General features: G+C 66.1%; 23 protein-coding genes. 12 read left to right on the forward strand and 11 right to left on the reverse strand.

From position 1 onward, the window contains the following. Positions 1–60 precede the first annotated feature (60 nt). The 3 genes from I5E68_RS14395 (at position 61) to I5E68_RS14405 (ending at position 4005) form a co-directional block, all read left to right on the forward strand. Entirely contained in the window at positions 61–1197 is a 1137-nt protein-coding gene (locus I5E68_RS14395; protein ID WP_370463777.1) for an aldose epimerase family protein, read from the forward strand. A gap of 15 nt (positions 1198–1212) precedes the next feature. Further along, a complete protein-coding gene (locus I5E68_RS14400) occupies positions 1213–3009 on the forward strand; it encodes an IlvD/Edd family dehydratase (protein WP_197165207.1) in 1797 nt (598 codons plus the stop codon). A 138-nt stretch (positions 3010–3147) separates the two neighbouring features. Further along, on the forward strand, positions 3148–4005 hold the full coding sequence (locus I5E68_RS14405) for an SMP-30/gluconolactonase/LRE family protein (RefSeq protein WP_197165208.1): 858 nt from the start codon (positions 3148–3150) through the stop codon (positions 4003–4005). A gap of 41 nt (positions 4006–4046) precedes the next feature. On the opposite strand, the gene I5E68_RS14410 is transcribed toward I5E68_RS14405, so the two are convergent. Together I5E68_RS14410 and I5E68_RS14415 are read right to left on the reverse strand one after the other, a co-directional pair. Next, positions 4047–4400 (reverse strand): hypothetical protein, encoded by a 354-nt coding sequence (locus tag I5E68_RS14410; protein WP_197165209.1) that lies wholly within the window; start codon positions 4398–4400, stop codon positions 4047–4049. A 62-nt stretch (positions 4401–4462) separates the two neighbouring features. Next, positions 4463–5497: a patatin-like phospholipase family protein gene (locus I5E68_RS14415; protein ID WP_197165210.1), complete on the reverse strand. Its 1035-nt coding sequence runs from the start codon at positions 5495–5497 to the stop codon at positions 4463–4465. Between the two features lie 257 nt (positions 5498–5754). Between I5E68_RS14415 and I5E68_RS14420 the strand changes: the two genes are divergently transcribed. Further along, positions 5755–7560, forward strand: a complete 1806-nt coding sequence (locus I5E68_RS14420; protein ID WP_197165211.1) for a sensor domain-containing diguanylate cyclase — start codon at positions 5755–5757, stop codon at positions 7558–7560. A gap of 152 nt (positions 7561–7712) precedes the next feature. On the opposite strand, the gene I5E68_RS14425 is transcribed toward I5E68_RS14420, so the two are convergent. Further along, positions 7713–8768, reverse strand: coding sequence for a Leu/Phe/Val dehydrogenase (locus I5E68_RS14425; protein WP_197165213.1), 1056 nt, complete (start codon positions 8766–8768; stop codon positions 7713–7715). 127 nt (positions 8769–8895) lie between these two features. On the opposite strand from I5E68_RS14425, the gene I5E68_RS14430 reads away from it, so the two are divergent. Continuing rightward, a complete protein-coding gene (locus I5E68_RS14430; RefSeq protein WP_197165215.1) occupies positions 8896–9357 on the forward strand; it encodes an Lrp/AsnC family transcriptional regulator in 462 nt (153 codons plus the stop codon). A gap of 28 nt (positions 9358–9385) precedes the next feature. Here I5E68_RS14430 and I5E68_RS14435 read toward each other — a convergent pair whose 3' ends face one another. From I5E68_RS14435 to I5E68_RS14445, 3 genes are all read right to left on the reverse strand, one after another. After that, positions 9386–10675: a spinster family MFS transporter gene (locus tag I5E68_RS14435; protein WP_197165217.1), complete on the reverse strand. Its 1290-nt coding sequence runs from the start codon at positions 10673–10675 to the stop codon at positions 9386–9388. A gap of 1 nt (position 10676) precedes the next feature. After that, positions 10677–11546, reverse strand: a complete 870-nt coding sequence (locus tag I5E68_RS14440) for an alpha/beta fold hydrolase (RefSeq protein WP_197165219.1) — start codon at positions 11544–11546, stop codon at positions 10677–10679. Positions 11547–11647: 101 nt separating this feature from the next. Continuing rightward, positions 11648–14047, reverse strand: coding sequence for a TonB-dependent receptor (locus I5E68_RS14445; RefSeq protein ID WP_197165221.1), 2400 nt, complete (start codon positions 14045–14047; stop codon positions 11648–11650). A 109-nt stretch (positions 14048–14156) separates the two neighbouring features. On the opposite strand from I5E68_RS14445, the gene I5E68_RS14450 reads away from it, so the two are divergent. Next, positions 14157–14819 carry a TetR/AcrR family transcriptional regulator gene (locus tag I5E68_RS14450; protein WP_323982181.1) on the forward strand — a complete coding sequence of 221 codons (663 nt, stop codon included), beginning with the start codon at positions 14157–14159 and terminating at the stop codon, positions 14817–14819. Positions 14820–14923: 104 nt separating this feature from the next. Beyond that, positions 14924–15610: a L,D-transpeptidase family protein gene (locus tag I5E68_RS14455; RefSeq protein ID WP_197165225.1), complete on the forward strand. Its 687-nt coding sequence runs from the start codon at positions 14924–14926 to the stop codon at positions 15608–15610. Between the two features lie 35 nt (positions 15611–15645). Here I5E68_RS14455 and tilS read toward each other — a convergent pair whose 3' ends face one another. From tilS to I5E68_RS14480, 5 genes are all read right to left on the reverse strand, one after another. Further along, positions 15646–16677: a tRNA lysidine(34) synthetase TilS gene (gene tilS, locus I5E68_RS14460; RefSeq protein ID WP_197165227.1), complete on the reverse strand. Its 1032-nt coding sequence runs from the start codon at positions 16675–16677 to the stop codon at positions 15646–15648. Further along, positions 16658–17686: a tetratricopeptide repeat protein gene (locus I5E68_RS14465; protein ID WP_370463778.1), complete on the reverse strand. Its 1029-nt coding sequence runs from the start codon at positions 17684–17686 to the stop codon at positions 16658–16660. Before I5E68_RS14465 ends, tilS begins: the two co-directional genes overlap by 20 nt. A gap of 194 nt (positions 17687–17880) precedes the next feature. Next, positions 17881–19023 (reverse strand): helix-turn-helix domain-containing protein, encoded by a 1143-nt coding sequence (locus I5E68_RS14470; protein ID WP_197165229.1) that lies wholly within the window; start codon positions 19021–19023, stop codon positions 17881–17883. A 172-nt stretch (positions 19024–19195) separates the two neighbouring features. Beyond that, positions 19196–21472: a phosphoenolpyruvate--protein phosphotransferase gene (gene ptsP, locus I5E68_RS14475; RefSeq protein WP_197165231.1), complete on the reverse strand. Its 2277-nt coding sequence runs from the start codon at positions 21470–21472 to the stop codon at positions 19196–19198. 198 nt (positions 21473–21670) lie between these two features. Then, on the reverse strand, positions 21671–21826 hold the full coding sequence (locus I5E68_RS14480) for a YdcH family protein (RefSeq protein WP_197165233.1): 156 nt from the start codon (positions 21824–21826) through the stop codon (positions 21671–21673). Positions 21827–22036: 210 nt separating this feature from the next. Between I5E68_RS14480 and I5E68_RS14485 the strand changes: the two genes are divergently transcribed. The 5 genes from I5E68_RS14485 (at position 22037) to nadA (ending at position 25784) form a co-directional block, all read left to right on the forward strand. Next, complete coding sequence (locus tag I5E68_RS14485) at positions 22037–22234, forward strand: YdcH family protein (protein WP_197165235.1); 198 nt, start codon at positions 22037–22039, stop codon at positions 22232–22234. A 203-nt stretch (positions 22235–22437) separates the two neighbouring features. After that, entirely contained in the window at positions 22438–22908 is a 471-nt protein-coding gene (locus I5E68_RS14490) for a DUF1465 family protein (protein WP_197165237.1), read from the forward strand. A 70-nt stretch (positions 22909–22978) separates the two neighbouring features. Then, entirely contained in the window at positions 22979–23878 is a 900-nt protein-coding gene (locus tag I5E68_RS14495) for an MBL fold metallo-hydrolase (RefSeq protein ID WP_197165239.1), read from the forward strand. Positions 23879–23965: 87 nt separating this feature from the next. After that, complete coding sequence (locus tag I5E68_RS14500) at positions 23966–24682, forward strand: hypothetical protein (protein ID WP_197165241.1); 717 nt, start codon at positions 23966–23968, stop codon at positions 24680–24682. 115 nt (positions 24683–24797) lie between these two features. Then, a complete protein-coding gene (gene nadA, locus I5E68_RS14505) occupies positions 24798–25784 on the forward strand; it encodes a quinolinate synthase NadA (RefSeq protein WP_197165243.1) in 987 nt (328 codons plus the stop codon).

The raw sequence follows: 25784 nt of genomic DNA on the forward strand, positions 1-25784 counted from the left end.
ATAGAGTATCGGGAGCGAGGATAAGTGAAGATTTCAGCCAAGACTTTCGCGCGCTCGGGCGTGACTTCGATCGCGGCCCCGGCACTGCTGGGCCTCGCCCTGCTCCCTGCGACTCCGGCAGTCGCCGCCGAGGCGACCCGCGCCAGCGCGGGCGCGCTCGATGACGGCACTCAGGTCGAATCCGTGACCCTCACCGCCGAGAACGGCGTCTCGGCGACGATCCTCTCGTTCGGCGCGACCTTGTGGAAGTTCATGGCGCCCGATCGCGAAGGCAAGGTGGCCGACATCACGCTGGGCTACGACGACATCCAGTCCTACAAGGACAAGCCCAATTACTGGGGCGCGACGGTAGGCCGCTATGCCAACCGCATCGGCAACGCGACGTTCTCGCTCGACGGCAAGACCTACACCCTGCCCGGCAACGATCACGGCCAGTCGCTGCACGGCGGCGGCAAGGGCTTCGACGTGCAGAACTGGACGGTCGAGAAGGTCAAGTCGGGCCCGGTCGCGAGCGCGGTGTTCACCCTGACCAGCCCCGATGGCGATTCGGGCTACCCCGGCACGGTCAAGGCGCGCGTCACCTATTCGCTCGACGAGAACGGCGCGTTGCAGATCGTGTTCGACGCGACCACCGACAAGCCGACCATCATCAACATGACCAACCACGCCATCTTCAACATGGCGGGCGAAGGTGCGCCGCAAGGCGCGATGGACAACGTGCTGAAGGTCCCGGCCAGCCACTATACCCCGGTGAGCGCGACGCTGATCCCGACCGGCGAGCTTGCGCCTGTCGAGGGCACCCCGTTCGACTTCCGCGCCGGCAAGGCGATGCACGAGGGCCTGCGCGACGGCACCGACCAGCAGATCGTCTACGGCCGCGGCGTCGACCACAACTTCGCGCTCGACAAGGGCCTGACCAAGAAGCCCGAACTGGCCGCGACGCTCGCCGACCCTGAATCGGGCCGCGTGCTCGAAGTGCTGACCACCGAACCGGGCCTGCAGGTCTACGCTGGCAACTTCCTCGACGGCACTTATATCGGCAAGCAGGGCCACCTTTACCGTATGGGCGACGGCATCGCGCTTGAACCCCAGAAATTCCCGGATGCTCCCAACCACTCCAACTTCGTCTCGGCCCGCGTCGATCCCGGCAAGCCCTACCGGCATGTCATGGTCTACCGCGTGTCGGTCGAGCGTTGATCAAGGCAACTGACCATGACTGATACTCCCAAGCCCAAGCTGCGCTCGCGTGCCTGGTTCGACAACCCTGCCAACATCGACATGACCGCGCTCTACCTCGAGCGTTACCTCAACTTCGGCATCAGCCTCGAGGAACTGCGCTCGGGCAAGCCGATCATCGGTATCGCCCAGTCGGGCAGCGACCTGTCGCCCTGCAACCGCCACCACCTGGTGCTGGCCGAGCGCGTGCGCGAAGGCATCCGCGAGGCCGGCGGCATTCCAATGGAATTCCCGGTCCACCCGATCCAGGAAACCGGCAAGCGCCCGGGCGCCGCGCTCGACCGCAACCTGGCCTACCTCGGCCTCGTCGAGCTCATGTACGGCTACCCGCTCGACGGCGTCGTGCTGACCATCGGCTGCGACAAGACCACGCCGGCCGCCCTCATGGCCGCTGCCACCGTCAACATCCCGGCGATCGCGCTTTCGGTCGGCCCGATGCTCAACGGCTGGCACAAGGGCGAGCGCACCGGTTCGGGCACGATCGTGTGGAAGGCGCGCGAACTGCTCGCCGCGGGCAAGCTCGATGACGAGGGCTTCATCAAGCTCGTCGCCTCCTCGGCGCCCTCGACCGGCTACTGCAACACCATGGGCACGGCGACGACGATGAACTCGCTGACCGAGGCGCTGGGAATGTCGCTGCCCGGCTCGGCCGCGATCCCCGCGCCTTACCGTGATCGCCAGGAATGCGCATGGCGCACCGGCAAGCGCATCGTCGACATGGTGCACGAGGACCTCAAGCCTTCGGACATCCTGACGCTCGACGCCTTCCACAACGCGATCCGCGTCAACTCGGCCATCGGCGGTTCGACCAACGCGCCGATCCACCTCGCTGCCCTCGCCCGCCACATCGGCGTCGAGCTCCCGCTCACCGACTGGGAGGACAAGGGCCACAAGATCCCGCTGCTGGTGAACCTGCAGCCCGCCGGTGAATACCTCGGCGAGGATTACTACCATGCGGGCGGCGTGCCTGCGGTTGTCGCACAGCTGATGGGCCAGGGGCTCATCAACGAGGGCGCGATGACCGTCAACGGCCAGACCATCGGCGACAACTGCCGCGATGCGACGATCGAGGACGAGAACGTCATCAAGCCGTTCGACCAGCCGCTCAAGGCCGAGGCAGGCTTCATCGTCATGACCGGCAACCTGTTCGACCAGGCGATCATGAAGACCTCGGTGATCTCGGACGAGTTCCGTGCTCGCTATCTCTCGAACCCCGACGATCCGGAAGCCTTCGAAGGCCCAGCCGTGGTCTTCGACGGTCCCGAGGACTACCACGCGCGTATCGACGATCCGTCGGTCGGCATCACCACCGACACGCTGCTGTTCATGCGCGGCGCAGGCCCGATCGGCTATCCCGGCGCTGCCGAAGTCGTCAACATGCGCCCGCCCAGCTACCTCATCACCGAGGGCGTGGGCGCGCTGCCGTGCATCGGCGACGGGCGCCAGTCGGGTACTTCGGGCAGCCCCTCGATCCTCAACGCCTCGCCCGAAGCGGCGGCGATGGGCGGTCTTGCGCTGATCCAGTCGGGTGACAGCGTGCGCATGGACCTGCGCAAGGGCCGCGTCGACGTGCTGATCTCCGACGAGGAGATGGCACAGCGCAAGGCCGATCTCGAAGCGCGCGGTGGCTATCCCTACCCCGCCTCGCAGACGCCATGGCAGGAAATCCAGCGCTCCATGGTCGGGCAGATGAACACGGGCATGATCCTCGAGGGAACCGAGAAGTTCCAGCAGATCCACCAGACCCGCGGCCTGCCCCGCGACAACCACTGATCGATTAACGGCCGGCCTGGCAGCACTGCAGGGCCGGCCGTTTTCCTTTCCGAATTCACACGAACAACGGTGCGCCGACCCTCAACGGGATGCGCCCGGCCCGACACGGGGCCGCACGATCACCGGGAGAGCGACGCAATGACCGCATGGCGCAAAATCGAGCGCGAAGAGCGCGACACGCTGGGCGAAGGCGCCTTGTGGAGCGCGCGCGATCAGGCGCTCTACTGGGTCGACATCCTCGCCCCCGCACTCAATCGCATGACCCTGGCCGATGGCACGATCCGGCGCTGGGCGCTGGACGAACCGCTCGGCTGGGTCGCGGAAGATCTTTCCGGTACGCTTGTCGGCGGCTTCCAGAGCGGCTTCAAGCGCCTCGTCCTCGAGCCCTTCGGTGTAACCGCGATTTCCGATCCCGAGCCCGACCTGCCCGGCAACCGCATGAACGACGGCAAGGCCGATCGCCATGGCGCGATCTGGTGCGGGACCATGGACATGGCCGAGGAACACGCACGCGGCTCGCTCTATCGCCTCGCGCCCGACGGCACCTGCGCGGTCATGGACAGCGACTACATGGTGCCCAACGGCCCTGCATTCTCGCCTTGCGGGCGCTGGCTCTACCACTCCGACACGGCGCGGCGCACGACCTATCGCTTTGCGCTCGACGAAAACGGCCTGCCCTCGGGCAAGGAAGTGTTCCTGAAGTTCGAGGAAGGCGACGGCTATCCCGACGGAATGACCTGCGATGCAGAAGGATATCTGTGGGTCGCGCACTGGGACGGCGCGCGGATCAGCCGCTTCGCGCCCGACGGAACGCTCGAGCGGACGATCCCCCTGCCCGCGCAGCGCATTACCAACATCGCCTTTGCCGGGCCGGACCTCGACCGCATGTTCGTGACCTCGGCCGCGACCGGTTTGCCGGATAGCGCATACGACGGCGCGCTGTTCGAGGTCGATAGCGGCGTGCGGGGCGTGGCTGCCGGGGTCTTTGCGGGGTAAAATCTGCGCGCAGACCGTTCACGGCCCTGTCGATAGCGGGCTCAGACCTCGATCAGGGCGCTGATACGGTGGAGGAACGGACGGTGCGGGGTCGATCCGTGCGTGACGGAGGTGAAGAGCCCATCCTCCCAGGTTTCCAGCCTTGCGGCCACCGCCGGGATGTTCTCGCCAGCCCGGATATCGACGTGGGCGCGCAGACGGCCATCGAATTCGAGATGGATTGCTGCAGCGTTGGGAAACTCGGCCTTGAGTGCCGAGAGAATGCGGTCGAGCTGGCCCACCACTCCATCGTGGTGCGTGCCTAGCCCGGCTCTCGTGCCCGAAGCCCCCGTCGGCGGCATCGCTGCTCGTTCGCTACCCGAATTGTCCACCAATGCCCCCTTCATCGCGTCCATCGCAATCAGCCCGATAACCATCCGCCCCGAATGATGCGCTGCAACATCTGGTTTCGCACGATCTACTTCGGTCCGTAGCGCTCGGCAATGCGCGCGGTCCCCTTCTTCCCCAGCATGCGCCCGTCGCCAGCGAGCCAGGCCTCGGCGGCCTCGCGTCCCTTGCCATGCAGGAGCAGGAGCATCTCGCGCAAGGGCGTAAGCTTGGACTGCGCCGGCATCGCCGACAAGGTCTCCTCGTCGTGGATCTCGTGAATGCGCAGCCGCTTGACCGTGGCCAGCAGACCCTTGCCGAAATGCAGCGGCGAGACCTCGCCTTGCACCAGCACAAGCCCGCGCAGGTCCTTGATCAGTGTCTGGTTGAAACTGAGTTCGGTGAGGCGGTTGGTGATCTCGCTCGAACTGCGCGGTGTCTCCTCGCGCGACGTGGGATTGATCGTCACCAGCAGCAAGTCGTCGCAAGGACTTTCCTGGACCAGCGGCATGATCGGCGGGTTGGCGCTATAGCCACCGTCCCAGTAGTCGACGCCGTCGATCGTGACCGGCGGAAAGAACAAGGGCAGGCAGGCAGAGGCGAGCAGGACATCCGCGCTCATTTCCTCATTGCGGAAGATACGTGCATTGCCGTTGCGCACGTCGGTGGCCGAGAGGAACAGGCGCGGAGCCTCGCCATGGCGCAGCGCATCAAAGTCGATGTGCTCCTCCAGCAGCGAGCGCAGCGCCTGCTGCGAGGCAGCGCCCATCTCCGGTGAGCTTGGCAAGGAGACATTGCCGAACATCGTCGACCACCAGTTCGAAAGCGCCTGGAAGGTCAGCGGAAAGGCTTCCATCAGCGGGATCAGCGGTCCCGAATCGCGGCTCACGCGGTTGAGCGCTTCCCAGAAGTCACTCAAGGCACGGCGCGCGCCCTCGCGGCCGCCGTTTGCCAGCCCGCTGGCCAGAACCGCGGCATTGACCGCGCCCGCGCTTGCCCCGCTGACCGCAGTGATGCCGATGTCCTCGTCCTCGAGCAGGCGATCGAGCACGCCCCAGGTAAAGGCGCCATGCGCACCGCCGCCCTGCAAGGCAATGTCGAGGCCGTTCCTGCACGATCGGTTCACGCGTCACCTGCCTTGATGAGAGCCCTGCCCTTGCTGGGCATACCATGTCCTGCCCGGCATCCATGTCTGAAATTCGAGCATATGCAGGCCCGAACGACGGTTCAATCCGAGGTTTGGACAGGTAGACGCCTGACCTTGAACCCGGCGGAGCGAGAGAGACGCAAGGATTCCACGTCGCCACGCCTCAATCCATTGCATTCGCTAAATTCCTTAGGGATTTATACGCAATTAACCTTCTTCGAATATCCCCCCTGATCATGAGAAGTCGCCTCAGAACAGATTACACACCGGCTGTCTGGTCGATCCTCGCAGGCGTTGTCTATTTCACGCTCGCGATCCTTGCGCTCCTTCTGACCGAGGGGGTCGACGGGACTGCCAGCGTCTGGCCTTCCAGCGGCGTCGCCATCGCGGCCCTGCTGCTCGCTCAACGACGCCAGCGCCTCTGGCTGCTCGCGATCATCGCACTGGCAAGCCTGGGCGCGAACCTGTTCTCTGGCATGACACCGGGCCTCTCCGTGGCCTTCACTGCCGCCAACGTGATCGAGGCTTTCATCGGTTACATCGCGATCCGCCACATCAATCGGCGCGGGGAGACGATCTACAACCTGCATTCCGTCATCGAATTCTGCTTTGCCGCGATCCTCACAGCCAGCGCCAGCGGCGTACTCGCTGTGCTGCTGTCCGGCAGTGCTCCTGGACTGATGCTGGTAAGCTGGATCACCACCGTGGCGCTGGGCATCATGATCGTGGTCCCGCTTGTCCTCAACCTTGCCAACGGTCTCCACGCGATCCCGGATGTACCGCTGAGCACATGGGCGAAATCGCTGGCTGTCCTGGCGATTGTCGGGCTGGTTGCCTACGTATCATTCCACCAGACCGCATTCCCGCTTCTCTTCCTGCCGCTACTGGCCGTGACCACCGCGACCTACCTGCTCGGTCCCAATGGTGCCAGCTGCTCCATCCTGATGATCGCAGCTATCGGCTCGGCCGAGACCATCGCCGGGCACGGTCCGATCCACCTGATGCGGGTAAACAGTGCCGAGGCGCATGTGCTCATGCTGCAGACCTACCTTTTCGCGCTGCTGCTGGCTGCGCTGCCGCTGGCGGCCCTGCTCAACACCCGCGATCGCTCGCTCGCCCATATCAGCCGTTCCAAGCGCTGGCTGGAGATGGCCGAGAGCTTTGCCCATGTCGGTCACTGGCGGCTCGACCTTTTGCTTCAGGAGGTTTTCTGGTCGGACGAAGTCTTCCGCATCCACGGCCTTGAAGTGGGCGACAATGTCGCACTCGCCAATGCCGTCGACTTCTATCACCCCGAGGACCGCGCACGCGTCAACGAGTGCCTCGCTCGCGCTATCAGCCAGATCGAGCCGTTCAGGCTCGAGGCTCGCATCATCCGTCGCGACGGCGAGGTTCGCTACGTTGCGAGCCGCGGCGAGATCGAATTCGGTGCCGACGGCAAGCCGCTCGCCATCTTCGGCATCTTTCAGGACATCACCGAGCGCACGCTGGCCACGATGAAGCTCGCCAATGCCCGCGAGCTTGCCGAACAGCAGGCCGACCTCGCGATGATTCTCGCCCAGACCGACCCGCTTACCGGCATCGCCAACCGACGCAGCACGCTCGCGGTGCTCGACGAGGCGGTCAAGTCTGCTTGCGACAACGGGACCCCGCTCTCGGTGGCGATCCTCGACATCGACCACTTCAAGTCTATCAATGACCGCTTCGGTCACGGCGTCGGCGACGAGGTGATCAAGACGGTCGCACGCAAGTGCACCGCCTTCATCCGCACCAGCGATTCCGCCGGACGCATCGGGGGCGAGGAATTCGTGCTCGTCCTGCCCGGCGCCGGTCCGGACATCGCCGAGGTGGTCGGCGAGCGCGTGCGCCAGTCGATCGAGGAGCACTGCTGGGGCGACCAAGGGCCGCAGCAGGTCACCGCCAGCATCGGCCTTGCAACTTTCCGCGCCGGAATGAGCGCCGAAGTCCTGCTCGAACAGGCTGACAAGGCGCTGTACCGGGCCAAGAGCGACGGTCGCAATCTGCTGCGCATCGCAGCTTGACACCCGGGTACGCAGCTTCGGCGAAGGTCCCAAGCCGCATCCAGCGGGCACGGCTACGGGTCCACGAAAAACGGCGGTCGGACCAACCTGGTCTCGACCGACGCCTTCTTTCCATCCGCTCGGAAGGACTCACTTACGAGCTGAATGGCCTATCAAAGGCTTTCGAGCACTTCCCGGCTCATCAGGCGCTCGGCCTCGCGGTCGGCCACGAACGAAGACGACTTGCCCTCGTCGCGTGCCTTCTCGAGGATCGCGGTGGTACGCGGACCGATCGCCAGCACGCGCGCGCGCACTTCGCTCTCGTTCTCACCGAGGTATTCCGCCGCGACATTGATGATGCCGCCAGCGTTGACCACGTAATCGGGCGCATAAGTGATGTCGCGCGCGAGCAGCTCGTCGGCGATCTCGGGGGTGGCGAGCTGGTTGTTGGCCGCGCCGCACACGATGCGCGCGCGCATCGCATCGAGCGTTGCCATGTCGAGCGCACCGCCCAGCGCGCAAGGCGCGAAGACGTCAGCCTCGACACCGGCGATCTCTGCGATCGGCACCACCGTGCCACCCAGTTCGGCGGCGAGCGCGGCAACGCGGGCATCGACGATGTCGGCCAGCACCAGCTTGGCGCCCTCGGCGGCGAGCAGGCGGCACAGACCCGCGCCGACGCTTCCCACGCCCTGCACGGCAACGGTCGCGCCGTTCAGCGAGGCACCGCCGTGGCGGAACGCGAAGGCGGCCTTCATTGCCTCGAACACGCCGAGCGCGGTCCAGGGCGAAGGATCGCCACCGGCGAAACCGGGACGCGCGGTGCGGCCTGCAACGTGGCTGGTGTGCAGCGCGACGGCTTCCATGTCCTCGACGCCGGTGCCCACGTCCTCGGCAGTGACGTAGCGCCCGTCGAGCTGGGCAACGGCCTTGCCAAAGGCCTCGAACAGCGCGCGACGATCGAAATTGCCGGCGGGACGGCGCAGCACGGCCTTGCCGCCGCCGAGCGGCAGTTCGGCCATCGCGTTCTTGTAGCTCATGCCCTCGGCGAGGCGCATGGCATCGGTGAGCGCAGCGGCGGGATCGTCGTAGGTCCACAGGCGGCAGCCACCGGCGGCAGGGCCGCGCGCGCTGGAGTGAATGACGATGTAGCCGTCAAGGCCTGCGGCCTTGTCCTCGAGACGAATGCATTCCTCGGGCGGCATCTTCGGGCTTGTCTGGACGACCATGTGCAAAACGCTCCATTGTTGGCGCTGGTCTAATCGCAGGAACCGTGCGCAATGTCTCTCCTATTGCAGCGGCCAGAGAGCCGATCGCAGGATGGATTTTCCTCGATTTACCCCTTACGGGAATGAAATGATCGAACTCGACCAATACGAGAAAAAGATTCTCCGCGAACTGCAATCCGACGCAAGCCTCACGACCGCCCAGCTGGCCGAGCGGGTGGGCCTGTCGGCATCGCCCTGCTGGCGACGTGTCGACCGGCTCGAACGCGAGGGGGTGATCCAGCGCCGGGTTGCCATCGTAGACCGCGAGAAGGTCGGGCTCAACGCCCATGTTTTCGTTCAGGTAAAGCTCAACGCCCATGGCCGCGCCAACCTCGACGAATTCGCCGACAAGATCCGCGAATTTCCCGAGGTGCTCGACTGCTACGTGATGATGGGCGCGATCGACTTCATGATCCGCGTCGTCGCGCGTGACATCAACGCCTACGAGAGCTTCTTTTTCGGCAAGCTCTCGCAATTGCCCGGCGTGCAGGAGGTGAACTCGATCGTCGCGCTCTCGCAGATCAAGTCGACGACGCAGCTGCCGATCTGACGACGAGCAACCGGGAGGGAGGGCCCGCTCAGGCGGCGGGCACCTCCTCCACCCATTCGCGGCGCAGGTGCGGCCCGGCGAGCGCCATCAGCAGGGCGGCGACGAGGTAGAGCGCGAGCCCGATCAGCATCGAGGTACGCAGCGCTTCCGAACCGTAGATCGGCGTCAGCGCGGTCGAGAGCGCGCCCAGCGCGTAGATGCCGCCGCCAAGGCCGATCAGGTTGTTGATCAGCAGGAACAGCGCCGAGGCGGTCGCGCGCGCGGGCGGCGGCACGAGGTGCTGGATCGCCGAGGTCACCGGCCCCAGCCAGACGTAAGCCAGTGCCTGGGGCACGAGGAACAGCGCGAAGGCCAGCGGAACGCTCGAGGTCATGATCCCGGCCGCGAACAGCGGAACCGCGGCGATATAGGCGCAGGCCGGAACCCAGCCGTAGAAGGCGCGGTCGGCCTTGCCCAGCCGGTCGGCGAGACGCCCGCCGAGCAGGACGCCCGCGCTTCCGCCGATCAGCAGCACCGCGCCGATGAACCACGAGGTCTCGACCAGATCGAGGCCGAAGCTGCGCTGGAGCAGGCTGGGCAGCCAGAAGGCGAGCCCGTAGCCGAGCATCGAGCTGGAAGCCGCCCCGAAGCTGAGCAGCCAGAAGGCCTTCTTGCACGCGAGGATCGCGGCGACATGACCAAGCCGGGCACTGTCGTCGACTGTCCCGGGCACGGCCTTGGGGCGCGGCTTGTCGCGCACGACCATGCGGAAGACGGGCGCGACGAGAAGACCGCACAGGCCAACCACGAAGAAGGCCGCACGCCAGTCGACCCGCGCCGCGACATAGCCGCCCGCGAGCACGCCGGCGGCGGAGCCGAGCGGGATGCCGAGCGAATAGATCGAGAGCGCGAAGGCGCGCTTCTCGCTCGGGAAATGGTCCCCGATCACCGCGTAGGAAGGAGCCACGCCGCCCGCCTCGCCGATACCGACGCCGAGCCTTGCCAGGAAGATATGCCAGAAACCCTGCGCCAGTCCGCAGGCTGCGGTGAATGCGCTCCAGCACACCAGTGAGCCGGTGATGACCCACGAGCGACTGGTGCGGTCCGCGAGCGAGGCCAGGGGGACGCCCAGCGTCGAATAGAGGATCGCGAAGGCAAGCCCGCCGAGCAGGCCCATCTGCGCATCGTCCAGCCCCAAGTCCTGCTGGATCGGCGCGGCGAGGATCGCGAGGATCTGGCGATCGACGAAATTGAAGATGTAGACGATCAGGAGCATCGCCAGCACGAGGCGCGGCGAGGCTTCCGAGTGGCTCTTCGTCGTAGCAGCGGTGTCGGTCATCTCAGCCAAGCTTTTCACGCAGGAACGCGACGATGGCATCGCGCGCGACCGGCTCGTCGAGGATCGGGGCATGTCCCACGCGTGGGACCTCTACCGCCTTGAAATAGCCGGTATGGCGCTCGGCCATCTGCGCAACGGTGCCCGGCCCCAAGAGGTCCGACAGCGCGCCGCGCACGACGAGCACCGGGACGGCGTCGAACAGGTCCCACAAGGGCCACAGGTCGGGCGGGACCACGCTCGCGTCGTCGCCCGAGACGCCTTGCGAGATCGCCGGGTCGTAATTGAACGAGACGCTGCCGTCGGGGTTTTCGATGCAGGTACGCCGTGCAAAGGCCATCCAGTCGTCACCGCCGAAATCGGGAAAGGCGCTGGCATTGATCGCGCGCAGCCGTGCCGCCGCCTCGGTCCAGCCGGCCATCGCGCCGCCTGGCCCGACATAGCCCTGGATGCGGGTAAGCCCCTCTTCCTCGAGCACGGGGCCGATGTCGTTGAACACGACCGCCTGCGCGAGCGCGGGACGCAGCGCCTGCATGACCAGCGCCATGAGCCCGCCCATCGAGGTGCCGACGATGCCGCAGCGCTCGATGCCGAGACCGTCGAGCAATGCGAGCGTGTCGTTCGCATAGACATCGGGGCGATACTGCGCGGGATCGGGGTCCCACTGCGAGAGCCCGCGACCGCGCACGTCGGGCACGATCAGCCGATAGCTTCCGACGAAACTGCGCGCGAGCGGCTCGAAATCGGCGGCGTTGCGCGTGAGGCCGTGCATCATCAGGACGACGGGGGCGTCCTTGCTTTCGGCCTCGTAGATCCGCGCGCTCAGGTCCAGCCGGTCGCAGGCACTGCGATAGCTATGGAGCGAATAATCCATGATCTTCCTGGTCCTCTCGTTCGAACGACCGGGTGTGCCGCCCGGCTCCCTTGCAAGGAGCCGGGGGCAAGAAGGTTGCCGGGACGAGCCCGGCTTCGTGTTCAGAACTGCACGGTTCCGGTCACGAATACCTGCCGCGGATTGCCATAGAAAGCGGTAAGCGTGCCTTCCGTGCCGAGCGTGGGCGTCAGCGGGCTGGCAAGTTCGCCGGTGGTCGCATCCGAGCCCATGAAGGTATAGCCCGAAGTCTTGTAGCGCTTGTCGGTCAGGTTCTTGCCGTGCACGCCAAGCGACCAGCCACCGCCCGGCGCGGTATAGACGATGCTCGCATCGAGCAGCGCGTAGCCCTTCTGGTCGAGGTAGGGGTTGGCCACCTCGAACTGGTAGGTCTTGCTGCGGTACGACATGGTCGAGCTGAGCGAGAGATCGCCGTCGCCAAGCGGGGTCATGTAGGCGAGCGTACCGCTGCCGGTCCATTCGGGCGTGTTCTGGATCTCGCGATAGTCCGATACGTCGGTCGGCTGCGACTGTCCGTTCTCATCGGCGATGTTGGCGAGGTATTCGGTATAGCGCGCATTGAGCCAGCCAAGCGAGCCGCTCAGGCTCAGGCGGTCGCCCGCACCGGCAAGATCGCGGCCGAGCGTCGCATTGGCCTCGAGCTCGAAACCGTCGATCTTGGCCTTGCCCGCATTGGTAATGATGCCGCAGAACGTCGGCAGGCCATTGACGCTGCAACCCGCAGAGCCCGGAATCTGGACATTGGTGTAGTCCATGTGGAAGGCGGCCATGGCAAGGTAGAGGTTGCCGTTGAACAGGTTGCCCTTGTAACCGATCTCGAAGCTGTTCACCTTTTCAGGCTGGAAGCTCAGGTAGTCGGCGATCTCGGCATCGTCGAGCGACCCGTTGCCATCGAGGTCGGGTGCGTTGACGCCTACGCCGCGCGGATCGAAACCGCCGCCCTTGAAGCCCTGGCTGAAGCCGCCGTAGATGTTGTGGTCGGGCGTCGGCTTGAAGCTGAGCGAGACGCGCGGGGTGAACTTCTTGAAGGTCGCCGACCCCGAGAAGTCGGTCCCCGGCGTACCGAAGGGAATGCCCGCGCCGCCGAACACAGGCGAACCGCCGCCAAGATAGTTCTGGCGCAGGATCGAGGCCTCGCGCTTGTCCCAAGTGTAGCGACCGCCGAGCGAAAGGCTGAGCTGGTCGGTGAAGTCGAAGGTCATGTCACTGAACACGGCCCAGGTCTCGGTGTCGACGTCGGCCTGGGTGAAGGCGGTCAGCCCCGGGAACGAGGTGAACAGGCGCACGTCGAACTGGGTGTCCGCGCTCGCGTTCAGGTAATAGGCCCCGACGAGGATCTGGATCGCCCCGCCATTGTCGAACTGGAGCTGGAATTCCTGGCTCATCTGCTCGTTGGCGTAGAAGGCCGGCACGTCGAGATCGACCGCGGGCAGCGCGTCGAAGTCGATCGGCGAGGCGCTCTCGTCCTTGCGCCATGCGCTGATCGACTTGAAGGTGAGCTGGTCGGTAAGATCGGCAGTGGCATTCATCGAAAGCCCGTAGGCCTCGACGTACTGCTTGGGATCGTTCAGCCCGCCGCGCGTGTCGTAGACGTCGTCGAGCACCGGCGCACCCGAGGCGAAGCCCTCGATCAGGCGATGACCGCCGCGCGCGTTTGAATTGTCCTTGGTGTAGTCACCCGAGATCTTGATCAGCACGGGTTCGCCGTGGCCGCCGATCTCGATACCGGCGCGCCCGGCCCAGATGTCCTTGTTGTAGTTTTCCTCACCAGTGGTGAGATTATCGCCGAAGCCGCCGCGCGAAAGGCGCGCGAACGAGCCACCAACGCGGATGAGATCGGTGAGCGGGACCGATGCGGTGACGACCGCGTCCGCCTGATCGTACGTGCCGAGCGTGCCCTTGACCTTGAGCGAGGGCTCGAGCGGCATATTCTTGGTCACGTACTTGACCGCGCCGCCGATGGTATTGCGCCCGTAAAGCGTGCCCTGCGGACCGCGCAGGACCTCGATGCGCTCGACGTCGTAGATGTCGAGCACCGCGGCCTGCGGGCGGTTGAGGTAGACGTCGTCGAGATAGATGCCCACGCCCTGCTCAAAGCCCGAGACCGGGTCCTGCTGGCCGATGCCGCGGATGAAGGCGGAGAGCGTGGAGTTGGTGCCGCGCGAGGGCTCGAGCGTCACGTTGGGCGCGGTCTGCGCCAGTTCGGTGACGTCGATCGCACCCGACTTGGCGAGCTGGTCGCCGCTGAAGCTGGTGACAGCGATCGGCACGTCGACGAGGCGTTCCTCGCGGCGACGGGCGGTCACGATGATGTCGCCGCCGGAGACTTCGGCCTGCGGCTGCCCGGCGTCCTCATCGACATCCTGCGCCTGCACGGGCGCGGCGAAGGCAAAGGCCGCGACCGCAAGCGCTGCCGGAAAGGCCAGCCCCGAGGCCAGGGCAGACGGACTCGATTCGAGAAGGCGAAAACGCGCCTTGTTCATGACATTCACTCCCACTTTTTGTTCGTTGGGAGCAGGCATATTGATAGTTGAACCAAGTTTCAACATCGAAGATTTGCCAAGTCGCCAGCAAGCGATTAGGTGTTACCAAGTGACAACACATCAGCCCCCTTCCCCCAAGACCGAACCGGGCGCTGAGCAATCGGATCAGCCCTCGCAGCAGGTTTCGGACAAGACGCCGCGCACCGAGCGAGGGCGACGCACGGCCCGCAAGCTTCTCGATGCAGCAGCCATCGAGTTCGGCGAACGCGGCTTCCACGAGGCCTCGATCACGGGCATCACCAAGCGCGCAGGCACGGCCCTTGGCAGTTTCTATACCTACTACGATTCCAAGGACGAGATTTACCGCGCGCTCGTCGCCGACCTCAGCGGCAAGGTGCGCGAAGCCGCGCGCGAGGCCAGCCGACCCGACCTCCCTGCCTTTGCGGCAGAACGTTCTGCCCTCCTCGGCTTCCTGCGCTTTGCCCGGACGCACAAGGAAATCTACCGGATCATCGACGAGTGCGAATTCGTCGATCCGCAGACCTTCCGCCAACACTATGAAACCACCGCCCGCCGTATCGCGGAGCGGCTCGGCGAAGGCGCAGCCAAGGGCGAACTGCGCGCCGATACAGAAGAAGCGCACGCCTGGGCGATCATGGGCATGAACGTCTTTCTCGGACTGCGCTACGCGGTCTGGTCGCAGGACCGGGACCTCGACGAGGTCGCGGATCTCGCCAACGACCTGCTCGCCAACGGACTGGCGCCCCGCTAGAGCGCCCGGCGCTTGGCCCATTTACGGCTTTGCAGTAAAGCTGTGTCACGAAAGTTCTGACGAAGGCGCGCCACGAGACGGAGCGCGCGGGAAACGGGTTGCCGATGAAGACGTCCATCCTCGCAGTAACCGGCACGCTCGGTGTCGCGGCTATCGGCACCCTGCTGTTCGTCTCGATCCGCCCGGACCGCTGGGTGGAGAGTGCATCCCGCAGCGAAATCGCGACGGCACAAGCAGCGGCCACGAGCGCCCCGGCCCCTTCTCACACTTCAGCCGCCGCACCTGCCGCCAAGCCCACACCGACACGGGTCGCGAGCGAGGACGAACCTTTCGTCATCAAGCGCATTCTCCCGATCGACGGACCGATCCGCTACGGTGACTGGCACTGGGAGGACGCGGACGTGCCCGAGGGGCCGGTCGTGATCACCGTCGATCTCGATGCGCGCGTGCTCTCGGTATTCCGCAATGGCTACGAGGTCGGGACGACCGCCGTCCTGCTCGGCACCGATGACAAGCCGACCCCGCTCGGCGTCTTTCCAATCACCCAGAAGGACATCGATCACGTCTCGAACATCTATACCGGCGCGCCGATGCCCTACATGCAGCGGCTGACCGACGACGGGATCACGCTGCACGGCTCCGACGTCGCGCTGGGCTATGCCAGCCACGGCTGCGTCGGCATGCCCGATGCCTTCGCCGCCAAGCTGTTCAAGCTGACCAAGCTGGGCGACAAGGTCTACATCACCCGCGGCAAGCAGGTCGGCATGGGCGACAACCTCGCCGGAGGGTGAGCGCTGCGGCCGGATGACCCCGGCCAAAGCAAGCCTCAATCCTGCGCCTTGCGCTTGGCAGCCCTGACCGGCGCGGTGGCGAAGCTCCACCCGCCCGCATTCGCGCGAACGACGAGATTGCCGATCGAGGCAGGCCGGCCTTCGCACAGGCTCTCGAACGTGCGCGCCACCGCGCTGCCGCGCGGTGCGTCGCCGTCGAGTTCGCGCACGATACGCTCGACCACGCGCAGCGCGACCGCACGCGGTGCCTGCGGCTTGTAGCGCAGCCCCATCGGCTCCTTCTTGACGCAAGAGCGCCATTCGAGCGCTGCCATCCATTCAAGCGCCGCATCCGCGTCGGCGAGATGGGCCGCACTTTGCGCAATGGCACCGACGTCGAGCCAGTCGGCTCCCGCAAGCGCCTCGCGCAGCCGCACCCGATCAAAGCGCCTGTCGGCGTTGCTGGGATCCTGCGCGGCCCCGATCCCGGCGCCGGTCACGACATCGGCGAGTTCATGCCGCCGCCAACCGAGCAATGGACGAACCAGCACCTTGCGCGCTCCCGGGACAGGCCCCCGCGCGCGCGTCCCCGCGAGCCCTGCGACCCCGCTGGCGCGGTTGAGGCGCATGAGCAGGGTCTCGGCCTGATCGTCGGCATGGTGCGCGGTGGCGAGTGCCGAAAGGCCCCGATCCTCCATCCACTGCGCCAGTGCACCATAGCGTGCGCCGCGCGCCTCGGCCTGGACGTTGCCCGCCGCGACCTCGACCTGCAGCGTCGCATGAGGGACACCCATGCGCGCGCACAGCGCCGCGACATCCGCCGCCTCGCGCGCACTTTCGGCGCGCAGTCCATGATCGACCGTCGCCGCCTCGACCCTGCCGGGCAAGGCGGCAGCGGCGAGCAGCAGCATGGCAAGACTGTCAGGCCCGCCCGAGACGGCCAGAGCGAGACGCGGTGCGCTCACGGCACTGTCCACGGCGGGCACCGCACCCGCCCCTTCGGGCCAGACCTCGGCGAGATCCTCGCGGAACCGTGCGATCAGCGACGGCGCCGGGAGGAGCGCCGGATCAGCTGCAGGTGAGCCCATTGCGGGTCGAGGCATAGAGGCTGCTCAGGCGACCGGCCGCTTCGGAGGCGTAAGTGTCGCTGAATTCGGCGAGCGCGATGCAGGCGCGCTTGGTATCCTTGAGCTGCTTCATCGAAACCGCGAGGTAGAGCAGGCTGTCGGGCGCGCGTTCGCCGCGCTTGTCGGCCTGGTAGTTCTGCAGGAACCACTTGGCCGCTTCGGACGGATTGTTGTCGTCGAGCCAGGCACGCCCGAGCAGGTTGCGCGCCCAGCTGCCACGGCTGTGATTGGGGTACTTCTCGAGGAACATCTTCAGCTGCTGGCGCGCCTCGGGATAGAAACCGGCATCCCACAGGCGGAAACCGTAAGAATATTCGTCGTCGCCCGCATCGCCGGTCTGCGGCTTGACGATCGCCTGCACGGCGGCGAGGCGCTTGTCGGACGCGGGCGCGGCGGCTGCGGGCTTGGCGGGCGCGCTACCTGCCGCGGGCTTGACCGAGGGCGTGCTCGGCGTCGGCGCCGGCGCGCTGCCGTTCATCGCCGCGAGATTGGCTTGCGGGCTCGAGCCCTGCGGCGCCGGGTTCTGCGGCGGAAGCACCCCGACCTGCGACGACGCTGCGGGAAGAGCGCCCACTTGCGCGCTCTGGCTGGCCTGGGCCTCGAGACGCGCCTCGAGCTGCGCCAGCTTGTTCGAATTCTGCTCGACCTGCCCGGTCAGCCGCGCCATCTGCGCCTCGATCGCGTCCATGCGGGTCAGAACGTCGCTGAGCGGGGTTCCCGAAGGCGTGGAACCGGGGACCTGGGGCGTGGCGGCAGGCGCGGTGATCTGCGGTTCGAAGAACTTCTCGTCGCCGCCGGGGAAGACCTTGCGCTGCAGGGCGCGAACTTCGGCCTCCACCTTGCGCAGCCGCGCATCGGCACTGTCCTGTGCGAGCGCCGGAGCCGAACCCGCAGCAAGCGCTGCCACGACCAGGACCGACACGACCGGTGCGCGCATGAGCTTTCGCGCCGCCGGCTTCTTCGCAATCATCGCATTCATTGCCAAAACAACTCCATTGTGCGCAGGCATCCCTTTGCCGCGCCCCGCCCCGGCGTCATGCCCGGCGCGGGTAGAACCCGGGATTAACCACGCGCGACCCGCCTTATTGATTGCCGCAAGCCCCTGCAGGTGTCGAGCCGCACCGGACCGGAAACCGTGGATACCCTCAGCAGCGCTCCAGCCACTCAGTCCTGCGTATCGGGGGCCTGCGCATCGGGAGTCGGCGCGGGCGTCGCCGGTGCGCCCTGCGTAGCAGGAGCCGCGCTACGCGTCGGCGCCGTCGCCGGGGTGCTGCGCGCTGATGCGCTCGCGCGCGGACTTGCGCCAGCCGAAGGGCTTGTCGCAGGTGCCTGACGTGTGGCGCGCGCAGTCGGGGCGACACTGACGCCAGTCCGCGGCGCAGGCGCCTCGCTCACACCGGGCTGCACGAGCGGCGTTGCCAGCGAAGCCGAAGTCGGCTTCGGGCTTGGCGTCGGCGTGGGTGCGGCGGACTGCGCAGACGAACCAGCCGCCGGGGCGGCCTGACCTGCGGGAGCGGCGACACCGGCGCGGGCAAGCAGGTCCGCGCCTGCCAGCGAGACGCCCGAGACGGTTTCGGGCTTGTCGGAAATCTGCGGTATCTCGCGACCACCGACAGTAATCTTGAGCGCGTCGGGCCGCGCCGTGCGCAGCTGCGCCCCGGCGCCGTCGTTCGGAACGGTGTAGGTCTCGCCTTGGGCCAGTTCCTTCTGGAAGAGCTGGTTGCCCTGTGCGTCGGTAACCTTGAGCCAGATCCGCTCCGCCCCCGAGGTGAGCACTACCGGGCCGGTCGGCACGCTCGAAGGCTGGGCCACCTGCGTCGTGGGCTGCGCGCTCGGTGCGGCCTCACTGGCCTCGTCGTCGGCAAGCAGGCTCGGAAGCTCGCCTTCGGGCGAGAAGAAATTGCTCCAGAAGTAGACGATCAGGCCGATGGCCAGAACGATCGCGCCGGTCGCGACCCAAGCGAGGCGCAACGAAGGTACGCGCGCGGGATCGCCCGGCTCGAAGCTGGGCTGCGGGGCGGGACGTTCCGCGCCATGCTCGTTGAGCTGGACCCGGACCAGTTCGGCGATGTGCTTCTCGTCGAGGCCGAGAGCGCGGGCATAGGCGCGCGAGAAACCGACCGCGTAGGTTCGCGCGGCAAGGTCCTCGAAGCGGTCTTCCTCGATGGCAATGATGTGCCGTTCGGCGACCTTGGTCCGGGTGGCGATGTCCGCACGACTGAGGCCCGCGGACTTGCGCGCGGCCAGCAGCGTCTGCCCCGCCGTTGCCGGATGCAGACCTTGTTCTTGATTCTCGACGTTTTCCATTCTGCTCCGAGGGGCCTTGCGCGCGACTAGGGGATCAACCGAGGGATAACCAACAGTTACGGCACGGCAAAGTCAATCGGGGCGGACCGAAGTCCACGAACTTTCCCGCAGCTGTCCGGACCGGACCGGCCAGATGTGGCAGATCCGCGCCGAAATCCACCCTCGCAGGTCTTCAGTCGCCGATGATGCCGCGCTCGATGGCCCAGGCGGTCATCGCCGCGCGCATGTCGAGCGGCGGCTGCGCCAGCCAGCCGTCCATCGCCGCCTTGACCTCGCCGAGATCGACCTTGCCGATGAGGTCCTTGATCCGTCCGACCGAGGCCGGGGTGATCGAGAGCTTCTCGATGCCGATACCGAGCAGTGCCAGCGCCTCGAGCCTGCGCCCGCCCATCTCGCCGCATACGCCGATCTCGACACCGCTGCCGTCGAGCGTAGTCACCACCCGGCGGATGAAGCGCAGGATCGCAGGGCTCAGCCAGTCGTAACGCTCGGCGAGCTTGGGGTTCGAACGGTCGGCCGCGAACAGGAACTGGGTGAGATCGTTGGTGCCGATCGAGAGGAACGAGATGCGCGGCGCAAGTACGTCGAGCTGCTCGGCGAGCGCGGGGACCTCGAGCATGACCCCGTAGCGGATAGCCTCGGGCAGTTGCTTCTTCTGCTGGCGCAGGAAGGCGAGCTGGCCGTCGAAGATGGCCTTGGCCTGATCGAACTCCCATGGCTCGGCGACGAGCGGGAACATGACGTTGAGCTGACGCCCGGCAGCGGCCTCAAGCAGCGCGCGCGCCTGGACCTTGAGGAGACCCTCGCGCTCGAGCGCAACGCGCAGCGCGCGCCAGCCCATCGCGGGATTGTCCTCGCCCTGCCCGTCGTCGTGGCGCAGATAGGGCAGCGTCTTGTCGCCGCCGATGTCGACGGTGCGAAATACCACGGGCTTGTCGCCTGCGGCATCGAGCACGTCGCGGTAGAGCCGGGTCTGGCGGTCGCGCGCAGGCAAGGTCGCCGAGACGAGGAACTGGAATTCGGTGCGGAACAGGCCGATGCCGTCCGCCCCGGTCAGGTTGAGGTTGGCGATGTCGTCGCGAAGGCCCGCGTTGATACGCACCATGATCCGCTTGCCATCGCGCGTGGTCGGCCTGACGTCGCGCATCGCGGCATAGGCGGCCTGCTTCTCGCGGTTGCGCGCAAAGCGCGCTTCGAAAGCCTCTATCACGCCCGGTGAGGGACGCACCATGACCGTCGCCTGCCCTGCATCGAGCAGCAGCGGATCGCCTTCGCGCACATAGCCGCGAAGCCCGCGCACGCGCCCCAGCACCGGAATGCCCATCGCGCGCGCGACGATCACCACGTGGCTCGTCAGCGATCCCTCCTCGAGGATCACGCCCTTGAGCCGGCGCCGGTCGTACTCGAGCAGTTCGGCAGGGCCCAGATTGCGCGCGATCAGGATTGCGTCGTTGCGCAGCCCCATCGAGGCGGCGGTCCCCAGCTGCCCCGAGACAATCCGAAGGAGCCGGTTCGCCAGATCCTCGAGGTCGTGCATGCGATCGGCAAGCAGCGGATCGTCGATCTGGCGCATGCGCATGCGCGTGCGCTGCTGCACGCGCTCGATCGCCGCCTCGGCGGTCAGTCCGGAATCGATCGCCTCGTTGATGCGGCGCGTCCAGCCTTCGTCGTAGGCGAACATGCGGTAGGTCTCGAGCACTTCCTCGTGCTCGCCCCCGACGCCGAACTCGGCCTGGCTGGCCATGCGGTCGATCTGTTCGCGCATCTTGTCGAAGGCTAGGATCACGCGCTGGCGCTCGGCCTCGGTATCCTCGGCGACGACATGCTCGATCTGCACGCGCGGCTGGTGGTAGACCGCGACGCCCGAGGCCAGCCCCTTGACCAGCGTCAACCCCTGCAGCTGCTCGGGGGCATTGCTGCCCGCGCCCAGCAGCCGGGCGTCCTCCTCGTCGATCAGGTCGGCATTGGTGATGAGCTCTGAGAGCACCATGGCCACCGTCTGCAGCGCCTCGATCTCGACTTCCTCGTAACGCCGCCGCTCGACATGCTGCACGCCGAGCACGCCGACCGCACGTTCACGACGCACGATCGGCACGCCGGCGAAGGAGTGGAACTTCTCCTCGCCCGTCTCGGGACGATAGGAGAAGTCGGGGTGCGCCGCGGCCTCGGCGAGGTTGAGCGTCTCGCTGCGTTCGGCGATGGTGCCGACGAGGCCCTCACCGATGGCAAGGCGGGTGACGTGAACGGCTTCCTGCGCAAGCCCGCGCGTCGCGAAAAGCTCGAGCATGCCTTCGCGCAGCAGGTAGATCGAACATACCTCGCTGTGCAGGCTCTCTCCGATGACCTCGACCACGGTGTTGAGCTTGGCCTGCGCGTTCTGGCGCGAGGCCATGACCTCGTGGAGGCCGGTAAGAATATTGCGCGCTGCGTCGACTGCTCCGGTGGTCATGAAACCGGGAGTACCGCAAAGCGAAGCCTTTGGAAACGCGCAGCGCCAAACATTTGTGAAATACAAAGGGCCCGCGAGGGCCCGGGTTTAACATCGCCCGGAAAGCCCGGCGTCGCGAGGACCGCCCGAGCGTTCCGGGGAGGTTCGGGGTCCGCCCCTGTTAGTCAGGGCGGACCACAACTCAGGAAGGCGGCGCCATCAACAGCGCGTGATTTCCTCCTTGAGCCTGAGCTTTCGCTTCTTGAGGGACTGGATTGCCACGGCATCAGGCATCGGTCGGCTCATCTCGGCGTGGAGCTGACGCTCGATACCGGCATGCTTGAGCTGAAGTGCGCTGACGTGAGAACTATCCATGGATGTTCCTCCTCTATTTGGCAAAAGCGCGATCCGACCGGGTCTCCCGGATTGGCGACTCGGTTCTTTTGGATCGGTCGCAAACGGAAGGAACCACACTCGCGCCACCTTGCGAAGACAGGGAATGCCTCATATCGGTGAAGCGCAAGAATCCTGCGTCGGGCAGGAGATGCGATCTGAGCCACTCGAACAGCGAACAGGACATCGGGCGTGACCGAAGAGGAAATGCGTAAACGCTTGGAAATCCTGCGTATCGAGCATCGGGATCTCGATGCGGCGATCGACGCGCTGGTCGCCACCGGGGCTGGCGACCAGCTCCAGATCGCACGGCTCAAGAAGCGCAAGCTTGGACTAAAGGACCAGATCAGCCAGATCGAGGACTACCTCATCCCCGACATCATCGCCTGATCGAGACACCTTGCCCCGGTGGCCATCTCGCAACTGCTTGGGCCTAGCCCCCACGCCGGGACCAGGGCGACGGGAAAACGAGGTAGACTTGGTTAACCCGGATTAACGACGGTCCGTCCCAAATATACACATCGCGGATTTGCGCGGATTTATTTACGATTAGGCCATTGCTCGCGATTCGCCGTTAAGAAATACGGGTAGCCATGGCCAGTACGCTGATCATCAGCCCTCGCATCGTCGAAGGCCTCTACCGGGAAGCTCTCGAGCTGGCCGACGAGGTGCGCCATACTTTCGCGCTCAGCGGCCAGCTCGAACGCATCGGCGCCGACGAAGACCCCTCGCGGGTGGCACTGTCGAGCGAGGGCCTGCGCACGACCACGCGGATGATGCATGCCATCTCCTGGCTGCTCAACCACCGCGCCTACTTCATGGACGAGATCAGCGAAGTGCAACTGCGCCGCCAGGGCAGGCTGGCGAGCGGCATGATGGCCTCCGATGCGCGCCAGAGGGCGCTACTTGCAACCCCGGTGGCCGAGCTCGTGGCACGCACCCAGGCTTTCTACGCAAGGCTGCTCAGGCTCGACAGCGAATGGCGGCTATCCGATGCCGAACCCGGCTCCGCCAGCGCTATCCAGCGCCTGCGCGAGCGTATCGAGGGACGTATGGCCAGCTAAGCCACCGGCGGTGCCCGGGCAACACTCCCTACGGGTCGACACCTGCCCTGCCAGTCGCCATATCGAAGCCATGGAAAATGACGCAAAGGCCGACGGCACCGCCGCCGACACACTCCCATATGCATTGGCAGAGCCGGTCGCGCCGCTGGTGCGCCGGGTACTGGCCCGCAATCCATCGCCCTTCACCTACACCGGCACTCAGACCTACATCGTAGGGGCAGGCAGCGAGGTCGCGGTGATCGATCCCGGCCCTGCGGAGCCCGAGCATCTCGATGCCATCGTCGCGGCCATCGGCGATGCGCGCCTCGTCGCGATCTGCTGCACCCACACGCACCGCGACCACTCGCCCGCCGCCACACCGCTCAAGGCGCGCACCGGTGCGCCGATCATCGGCTGCGCAGCGCTGACACTGACCGACACCGGACCGCGCGCCGACGCCTCGTTCGATGCGACTTACAGCCCCGACCGCGTCCTTGGCGACGGCGAGGCGCTGACCGGCGAGGGCTGGACGCTCACCGCGATCGAGACCCCGGGCCACACCTCGAACCACCTGTGCTTCGCCATCGAGGAGACAGGCGCCCTGTTCACCGGGGACCATGTCATGGGCTGGTCGACCAGCGTCGTCTCGCCACCCGACGGCGACATGACCGACTACCTGCGCAGCCTCGAGCGGCTTTACGAGCGCAAGCAGGATACCGTCTACCTGCCCGCGCACGGACCCTTGGTCGATCGCCCGCATCGCCTCGTGCGCGGCATGATCGGCCATCGCCGCAGCCGCGAGCGCCAGATCCAGCGACAGATCGAGGAAGGCCGCACGCGCATCCCCGAAATGGTGGCGCGGATGTACAAGGGACTGGACGAGCGGCTTTTTCCTGCGGCGCAACGATCCGTTCTCGCACACCTGATCGACCTCGAGCGCCGCGCGCTGGTCGAACGATTCGGGGAAGACTGGCACTTGCGCGAGGCGTGATCGGAGGCCTTGTCAACAAGACCATAGGCGAAGAGCGAAAAAGCAGTTACACTTCCCGGCAATAAAACGACAAACTGGGGGAGTGACATGGCCACAATTGCGCCTGTACGGGATTTCGCGTTCACATTCTGGCAGAAGATGGCCCTTGGCCTCGCCGTCTTCGTTCTTTTCAGCTTCGTACAATCGGGCCTGCGCAATCTTGCAGACCTGCGCGCGGTTCCCGTGTGGGAGCACCTTCTGGCCGCCGTCATCGTCGGCTGGCTTTCGCTCTTCGTGACCCAGCCGACGCTGGTCCGGCGCGGTCTCGTCGCGCAGCATCGCCAGCTTGGCGGTCTCGCTCTCGGCGTTGCGGTCGGGCTCGTGCTGCTGTTCGGCTTCTCCGCCGTCATGGCGGTGCGCGATGGCGCCGTGCCGAGCTTCTTTGCCCCCTCCTACTTCCTCGCCCTCAACGCGATCGGCATCGCCGGCTTCGTCGCCCTGCTCGGCGCCGCAGCCGTGACTGCGGGCAAGGATCTGGAAGCGCATCGCCGCTACATCGTGGGTGCCAACGTGCTCCTGCTCGAGCCTGCGCTCGACCGTTTGCTGCCGATGCCGCTGATGGCACCCTGGGGCGAATTTGCCGTGATGCTGGCGCAACTGGGCGTGCTGGGCCTGCTCGCACGCCACGACCTGCGCACGTTGGGCACCGTCCACCGTGCCACGCTCGCGGGCATGGCGACGGTCGCGATCCTCCACTCGTTCACCGAGATGGTCGGCCGCCTCCCCGCGATGCAGGCGATCGCGGCTGGCATTGCCGCCAGCTGAACAGCGCGAAGCCCTTCGGCATTTTTCCCTTGGGTCCGGGCATCTGCGCACCTAGATAGGGCGCAAATCCGGACCCAACCGGAGACGATCCACAGGACCGAAGGGAATTGCCACGATGACTGTCATGCCAGCCGACCTGAGCGGCCTCGATCTGCGCGCCGAGATCGAACGTCTGCGCAAGGAACGCAACGCCGTCATCCTCGCGCACTACTACCAGAAGCCCGAGCTGCAGGACCTCGCCGATTTCGTCGGCGACAGCCTCGAATTGAGCCGCAAGGCCGCAGAAACCGACGCCGACGTCATCGCCTTTTGCGGCGTGAAGTTCATGGCCGATACCGCCAAGATCCTCAGCCCCGACAAGATCGTCGTGCTGCCCGACATGGAAGCGGGCTGCAGCCTCGAGGATTCGTGCCCTCCGGAAAAGTTCAAGGCGTTCCGCGAGGCGCACCCTGACCACATCGCGCTGACCTACATCAACTGCTCGACCGAAGTGAAGGCGCTCTCGGACATCATCGTCACCAGCTCGAGCGCCGAGACGATCCTCCAGCAGATCCCGCTCGACCAGAAGATCATCTTCGGTCCCGACCGGCACCTGGGTGGCTATCTCAGCCGCAAGTTCAACCGCGAGATGCTGCTCTGGCCGGGCGTTTGCATCGTCCACGAGGCCTTCTCGGAGACCGAGCTGGTCAAGCTCAAGGCGCAGCACCCCGCAGCTCCCATCGCCGCGCACCCAGAGTGCCCGCCGCACATCGTCGACCATGCCGACTACGTCGGTTCGACCAGCGGCATCCTGCAGTACGCCAAGACGATGGAAGGCGACACGCTGATCGTCGCCACCGAGCCGCACATCATCCACCAGATGCAGCTCGCCCTGCCCGAAAAGACCTTCATCGGCGCGCCGGGTGCGGACGGCAACTGCAACTGCAACATCTGCCCCTACATGGCGCTCAACACCATGGAGAAGCTCTACCTCGCGCTGCGCGACCTCACCCCGCGCATCGAGATCGACGAGCCGCTGCGCCTCGCTGCCAAGAAGAGCCTCGATGCCATGCTCGACATGGCTGCCGGCACGATCGGCAAGGGCGACCTGGGCAACCGCTGA

Origin of the sequence: Novosphingobium aureum, from assembly GCF_015865035.1 — a bacterium.
Lineage (GTDB): Bacteria > Pseudomonadota > Alphaproteobacteria > Sphingomonadales > Sphingomonadaceae > Novosphingobium > Novosphingobium aureum.

Coding starts and splice junctions, on each gene's coding strand:
- I5E68_RS14435 (WP_197165217.1), bottom strand. CDS start 10,675: ATGACCGACACCGCTGCTACGACGAAGAGCCACTCGGAAGCCTCGCCG.
- nadA (WP_197165243.1), top strand. CDS start 24,798: ATGACTGTCATGCCAGCCGACCTGAGCGGCCTCGATCTGCGCGCCGAG.
- I5E68_RS14480 (WP_197165233.1), bottom strand. CDS start 21,826: ATGGATAGTTCTCACGTCAGCGCACTTCAGCTCAAGCATGCCGGTATC.
- I5E68_RS14430 (WP_197165215.1), top strand. CDS start 8,896: ATGATCGAACTCGACCAATACGAGAAAAAGATTCTCCGCGAACTGCAA.
- I5E68_RS14440 (WP_197165219.1), bottom strand. CDS start 11,546: ATGGATTATTCGCTCCATAGCTATCGCAGTGCCTGCGACCGGCTGGAC.
- ptsP (WP_197165231.1), bottom strand. CDS start 21,472: ATGACCACCGGAGCAGTCGACGCAGCGCGCAATATTCTTACCGGCCTC.
- I5E68_RS14410 (WP_197165209.1), bottom strand. CDS start 4,400: ATGGACGCGATGAAGGGGGCATTGGTGGACAATTCGGGTAGCGAACGA.
- I5E68_RS14455 (WP_197165225.1), top strand. CDS start 14,924: ATGAAGACGTCCATCCTCGCAGTAACCGGCACGCTCGGTGTCGCGGCT.
- I5E68_RS14470 (WP_197165229.1), bottom strand. CDS start 19,023: ATGGAAAACGTCGAGAATCAAGAACAAGGTCTGCATCCGGCAACGGCG.
- I5E68_RS14490 (WP_197165237.1), top strand. CDS start 22,438: ATGGCCAGTACGCTGATCATCAGCCCTCGCATCGTCGAAGGCCTCTAC.
- I5E68_RS14400 (WP_197165207.1), top strand. CDS start 1,213: ATGACTGATACTCCCAAGCCCAAGCTGCGCTCGCGTGCCTGGTTCGAC.
- I5E68_RS14405 (WP_197165208.1), top strand. CDS start 3,148: ATGACCGCATGGCGCAAAATCGAGCGCGAAGAGCGCGACACGCTGGGC.
- I5E68_RS14465 (WP_370463778.1), bottom strand. CDS start 17,686: ATGATTGCGAAGAAGCCGGCGGCGCGAAAGCTCATGCGCGCACCGGTC.
- tilS (WP_197165227.1), bottom strand. CDS start 16,677: ATGGGCTCACCTGCAGCTGATCCGGCGCTCCTCCCGGCGCCGTCGCTG.
- I5E68_RS14495 (WP_197165239.1), top strand. CDS start 22,979: ATGGAAAATGACGCAAAGGCCGACGGCACCGCCGCCGACACACTCCCA.
- I5E68_RS14425 (WP_197165213.1), bottom strand. CDS start 8,768: ATGGTCGTCCAGACAAGCCCGAAGATGCCGCCCGAGGAATGCATTCGT.
- I5E68_RS14500 (WP_197165241.1), top strand. CDS start 23,966: ATGGCCACAATTGCGCCTGTACGGGATTTCGCGTTCACATTCTGGCAG.
- I5E68_RS14445 (WP_197165221.1), bottom strand. CDS start 14,047: ATGAACAAGGCGCGTTTTCGCCTTCTCGAATCGAGTCCGTCTGCCCTG.
- I5E68_RS14420 (WP_197165211.1), top strand. CDS start 5,755: ATGAGAAGTCGCCTCAGAACAGATTACACACCGGCTGTCTGGTCGATC.